The sequence below is a fragment of the Sphingobium sp. CCH11-B1 genome (assembly GCF_001556865.1).
GTDB lineage: Bacteria > Pseudomonadota > Alphaproteobacteria > Sphingomonadales > Sphingomonadaceae > Sphingobium.
Genome location: NZ_LSJY01000155.1, coordinates 1 through 4,040, shown reverse-complemented (window position 1 = coordinate 4,040; position 4,040 = coordinate 1). Strand labels below are relative to the sequence as shown.

Genomic DNA, 4,040 nt, shown 5'->3' with positions numbered 1-4,040 from the left:
ATCGGCGCAGAGCGACAGCCTACCTCTGACTGCCGCCAATCTTTGCAACAGAGCCCGACTTTTCGTTGACGATCCCCTCGTAAACCCAATCCGAGAGGGTCAGCGTCATGCCGCGCGGCTGCTCGGTCTCGGCGTCGGTGTCGAAGGTCCAGCTATCGAGCCAGTTGAACCCGGCTTTCTGCCTGCGTGCTGACGCCCGGATCGAGGTCGTGATGGAAGTCGTCTGGAGCCGGAGCAATGCCGCCTGCAGCTCTTGATAGTCCCTGCCCCCGGTGCTGCGCTTGATCGCCCGCAACAGGTCGTAGGGCGTCGTGGTCAGCGTGCGCGGCAGGTCGTTCAAGCCCTGCTGCTTCATGCGATTGAGCGTCGATGCCGCCCATATCAGAATATCGGCATCCCATATCGTCGCCATGCCGTAGTCGGGGATTGCCTGCACGCGCACCCACGCCTCGCCGTCCGGGCTGCGATACTCGATCGGCTTCAACCGCTTGCGCTTCTGGAGCGAGAAGAACGGCCGCTCCATGACCTCGCGCTGGTCGCGGAGCGGAAGGTCGCCCAGCGCCGGGATGAACAGGTCGAACTCGGGGTTGGGATCGCGCCGCTTGCTCACGGCGCGAACCTGGTGTGGCCCCGCTTGACCAGATACTGGCGGAGCAGCCGTTCGGTGATGACGGTAAGCGGCTCCCCGCCCTCCTCGACACTAAGCTGGCGCAATGCACGGTGCATGTCCTCGGGAATGTGGATCAGCACCGGCTTCTTGCCCGGATGGCTGCTGCGCCGCGCCGGTGTCGCCGGGGTGGGCGTGTCGGCCGATCGGCGCGGCACGGAAGCCAGTGCCGGCTCCTCGGCCTCGTCATCGAAGATGCTGGCGAGCGCGGAAGGCTTTTTCGCCATTATGCCGCCTCGCTTACTGGCTTAGTCGTAAAGCCGCTTAGTCGCTTAGCCTCATTATAGGCGGCGCGCAGCTCGGCCGCCGCCTTGCTGTCCGGCTCGGTTTCGACCGCGGTGCGGCCCAACGGCGTTGCCTTGTAGAAGTCCTTCCGGAAGTGAAGGCGACTGTCGAACATCGTCACCCCCTTCGCCGCAAAGCCGGCATGGGCCTCCTGCCCCTCCCCGCCCTGGTGCGGAACCTGGGTCAGAATGACGGCGAAGGGGGTGCCGGCCTGCTGCACCTGCTTGACGGTCTGCAACACCGAATGAACGTCCAGCCCGCGCGGTGCCACGGGGATGATGACGAAATCCGCCTGCTCTGCCGCGAGCATGGCGATGTCCTTGGAGTTGGCCGGTGTGTCGATGATGATGAGGTCAATCTTGCCGCTGCCGCGCCCGCGCGAGACGTGCAGCGGTAGGCCGGCGACGCTGCTGTCCTTCACCGTCACGTCGTCGTCGTCGCGGCGCTCCGACCAATAGAGCGCCGAACCTTGCCGGTCGTCGGCGTCGAGGATCACGACGGACGCTCCTTCCCGCGCCGCCTCGACGGCGAACCCGGTCGAAAGGGTGGTTTTCGATTGCCCACCCTTCTGCGCGATCACGGCCCATACCTGCATCGCTGTTGCTCCTACTAAGCGGTTAAGCGACTTATGCCGCTTAACCGCTTAGTCGTAAAGGGTCTTAGTCGCTTAGCTATCGCCGGCTTCGTCGTCGGGATCGAGCGGATCGTGCTGCATCGGCCCATGTCCGGCGATCGGACATAGGGGCGCGCCCGTCGTCTCCAGCCATTTGCGCGCGGTCCTCACCGTATAGCCGCACGCCGCGCACTCGCATTTGGGCATCCCCGTCGCCTGCTTCTTGGGTGCCATGGTCTCGCCACCGGTGTCGAGCCGGGCATGGGTGAGGGGCGTGCGCTAAGTCCGGCCGAATGAATATCTCGAAATGGCCGTCGCCGCTGCGCCGATTATCCCAGCACTCGCCAATCGCCTTGCCCTTCGCGCCCCGGCTGGTGAAGCCGATCGCGACGCGCACGCGGGCGGGCAGGGGAGTGTCCAGCGCGTCGAACAGCGGGGCCATGCCGATCGCCACCCGGTTCAACCAGCTCTCGCGATTGTCCTGCTCCATGATCTTCTCCCTTCAAATCGCCCTTGGCGACGGCCTCGCCATCGGCCCTGCCTCGTGGCGAACAGCGGGGGAGAGGGGGCAATGGGAATCTGCCGGGGTGGTGCGGGCGCAGTGAGTGAAGCGAGGGAGCCACGGCCCGGCTGATTGCCGTTGCTGGGGAGAGGGGGCGGCGCTCCCTTTCCCCACCTGATGGAGATCTCGCCGGCATCGCCGGCGTCCGCCTGGGCGGGGCGCACCCCGCCCGCGCGAGCGATCGTTGCCCGTCAGGGGCGAGACGCCGCCACGGAGGCTCGATCGGAGCGCGAGCGGAGATAGAGCGCGGCCCGTCACGGGTGCGCGCGCCGATGCAACTATTCCCTAGCGCTTGGGTTTATGCTACACCGGCCTATGCCTGTCGTGTTCCGTATCGGTGGCCTGCGGGTCGTTATCTGGCCCAACGATCATCGCCCGGCGCACGTTCATGTGAAGGGCGCGGACGGAGAAGCGGTGTTCAACCTAAACTGCCCCGCCGGTCCGCCCGAGCTGCGCGATAGCTTCGGCTTCAAGCTGTCGGACGTGAACCGGATCGAAGCGGCGCTGGCGGACGTGGTGCCGATGCTGTGCGAGGAATGGAGGACCATACATGGCGATTACTGAGCAGGAACTGGCGAAAGCCGAAGCGCGCATGGCGGAAACCCGCGCCGCGGGCCATGCCGTGTCCGCTCGCTACGATCGCCGCCGTTCGCGCGTGGTGGTTGCCCTCAACACCGGGATCGAGCTGACCTTCCCGACGCAGCTCGCCGAAGGGCTGGCCGATGCCTCGCCCGACAACCTCGCCGACATTGAAATCAGTCCGGCCGGGCTGGGGCTGCACTGGCCGAAGCTCGATGCGGACCTCTATGTGCCGGCGCTGCTCCAGGGCGTGTTCGGCTCGAAGACGTGGATGGCCCGTCAGCTCGGGGCGGCCGGGGGCAGGGCGCGCTCGGCCGTCAAGGTCGCCGCGTCGCGCGCGAACGGCCAAAAGGGCGGTCGGCCACGCAAGGTGGCATCGGCATAATCAGGGCAGAGCGCGTCAAGCGGTCTCGAATAAGGGCAGCGGCTGAATCGCGCGCGCCGGCACGGGCTGATAGACGCCGATCGTCACCCATTCCGGCGGCCAATCGACCGTCACCGTGTCGCCGGCGATGCGCGTGATCCCTCCGTCCTCGATCTTCGGTGTCGTATTCGCCAGCGATCAGCGCCCCGTCGCTGATCGCGAGATGAAAGTGGTCCTCGTTGCCGTCGAAGGGGACGCACAATTTCATCCCAACGTCGCCGGTGACGCCTAGGCGCCTGGGGAAAGCCGGGTGACGGTGATGCTCATGCGATTCTTCGTCCTGCCTGAACGGCCAGAACACAGCGGGAACAGACATAAAGCTAGGTCGGTTTCCTCGGCGGCAACTTATTCGCAGATTCGCTTAGTCGCTTAGTCTTGATGATATTGTTGAATCAGAGCCGTTTTCTGCTTTCGTTCTCGCCCATCTTGACTCATAGAAATCGTCATGCCGATCGCGCGCGAACATCGCTGGCTTTACCCGATCGACTGGCGCGAGCTGTCCGCCTTCATCCGTTTCGGCCGCGCCAAAGGGCGCTGCGAGCATTGCCGTCGCCCGCACGGCCGCGACGTGCTGCACCTCGGCAATGGTATCTGGTGGGACGAGGACGCCGCGCGCTGGCGCGACGGGCGGGGCAGGGAGATTCGTCGCCTGTCGTCGCCGGACGAGCTGGTGCGCGCGCAACCGGGGTTCGTGGGTATCGACCCGCCCCCCTCGATGCGGGTCACGCGCGTCGTCCTCGCCAGCGCGCACCTCAATCACGATCCGGGTGATAACCGGCCGCGCAACCTCGCCGCGCTCTGCCAACGCTGCCACATGGTCCACGATGCGACCGAGCATCGCCGGCGCCGTTGGCGCAACGCCTTCCGGTTGCGCGCGGTCGGCGACCTGTTCACCTGAACGGTGCTCCGC

At 66.0% G+C, this 4,040-nt stretch carries 7 protein-coding genes and 2 pseudogenes; 5 read left to right on the top strand and 4 right to left on the bottom strand.

What is annotated here, in order from left to right:
- Window positions 1-55 precede the first annotated feature (55 nt).
- From AX724_RS16185 to AX724_RS16170, 4 genes and pseudogenes are all read right to left on the bottom strand, one after another.
- Window positions 56-610: pseudogene (locus AX724_RS16185) on the bottom strand (replication initiator protein A); the annotation flags it as partial.
- Entirely contained in the window at window positions 607-894 is a 288-nt protein-coding gene (locus AX724_RS16180) for a hypothetical protein (protein WP_066768185.1), read from the bottom strand. The pseudogene AX724_RS16185 and the gene AX724_RS16180, both read right to left, overlap by 4 nt.
- Entirely contained in the window at window positions 894-1,547 is a 654-nt protein-coding gene (locus AX724_RS16175; RefSeq protein WP_066485668.1) for a ParA family protein, read from the bottom strand. Before AX724_RS16175 ends, AX724_RS16180 begins: the two co-directional genes overlap by 1 nt.
- 72 nt (window positions 1,548-1,619) lie before the next feature.
- Window positions 1,620-2,007 (bottom strand): annotated as a pseudogene (locus tag AX724_RS16170) (hypothetical protein).
- On the opposite strand from AX724_RS16170, the gene AX724_RS24560 reads away from it, so the two are divergent.
- From AX724_RS24560 to AX724_RS16155, 5 genes are all read left to right on the top strand, one after another.
- Entirely contained in the window at window positions 1,919-2,170 is a 252-nt protein-coding gene (locus AX724_RS24560; protein WP_231736717.1) for a hypothetical protein, read from the top strand. The pseudogene AX724_RS16170 and the gene AX724_RS24560 overlap by 89 nt on opposite strands.
- Window positions 2,171-2,427: 257 nt before the next feature.
- The gene (locus AX724_RS16165) at window positions 2,428-2,691 is read left to right on the top strand and encodes a DUF4160 domain-containing protein (RefSeq protein ID WP_231736716.1); all 264 of its coding nucleotides are present in this window, start codon (window positions 2,428-2,430) and stop codon (window positions 2,689-2,691) included.
- Window positions 2,678-3,091 carry a DUF2442 domain-containing protein gene (locus AX724_RS16160; RefSeq protein ID WP_066488241.1) on the top strand — a complete coding sequence of 138 codons (414 nt, stop codon included), beginning with the start codon at window positions 2,678-2,680 and terminating at the stop codon, window positions 3,089-3,091. The genes AX724_RS16165 and AX724_RS16160 overlap by 14 nt, the downstream gene beginning before the upstream one ends.
- A gap of 133 nt (window positions 3,092-3,224) precedes the next feature.
- Window positions 3,225-3,362: a hypothetical protein gene (locus AX724_RS23440; protein WP_156448113.1), complete on the top strand. Its 138-nt coding sequence runs from the start codon at window positions 3,225-3,227 to the stop codon at window positions 3,360-3,362.
- Window positions 3,363-3,575: 213 nt separating this feature from the next.
- Window positions 3,576-4,028, top strand: coding sequence for a hypothetical protein (locus tag AX724_RS16155; RefSeq protein WP_066488242.1), 453 nt, complete (start codon window positions 3,576-3,578; stop codon window positions 4,026-4,028).
- The last annotated feature ends 12 nt before the right edge of the window (window positions 4,029-4,040 follow it).

Excerpts from the sequence above, each read along its gene's own strand:
- AX724_RS16180 (WP_066768185.1), bottom strand. The coding sequence starts at position 894 with ATGGCGAAAAAGCCTTCCGCGCTCGCCAGCATCTTCGATGACGAGGCC.
- AX724_RS16160 (WP_066488241.1), top strand. The coding sequence starts at position 2,678 with ATGGCGATTACTGAGCAGGAACTGGCGAAAGCCGAAGCGCGCATGGCG.
- AX724_RS16165 (WP_231736716.1), top strand. The coding sequence starts at position 2,428 with ATGCTACACCGGCCTATGCCTGTCGTGTTCCGTATCGGTGGCCTGCGG.
- AX724_RS16155 (WP_066488242.1), top strand. The coding sequence starts at position 3,576 with ATGCCGATCGCGCGCGAACATCGCTGGCTTTACCCGATCGACTGGCGC.
- AX724_RS16175 (WP_066485668.1), bottom strand. The coding sequence starts at position 1,547 with ATGCAGGTATGGGCCGTGATCGCGCAGAAGGGTGGGCAATCGAAAACC.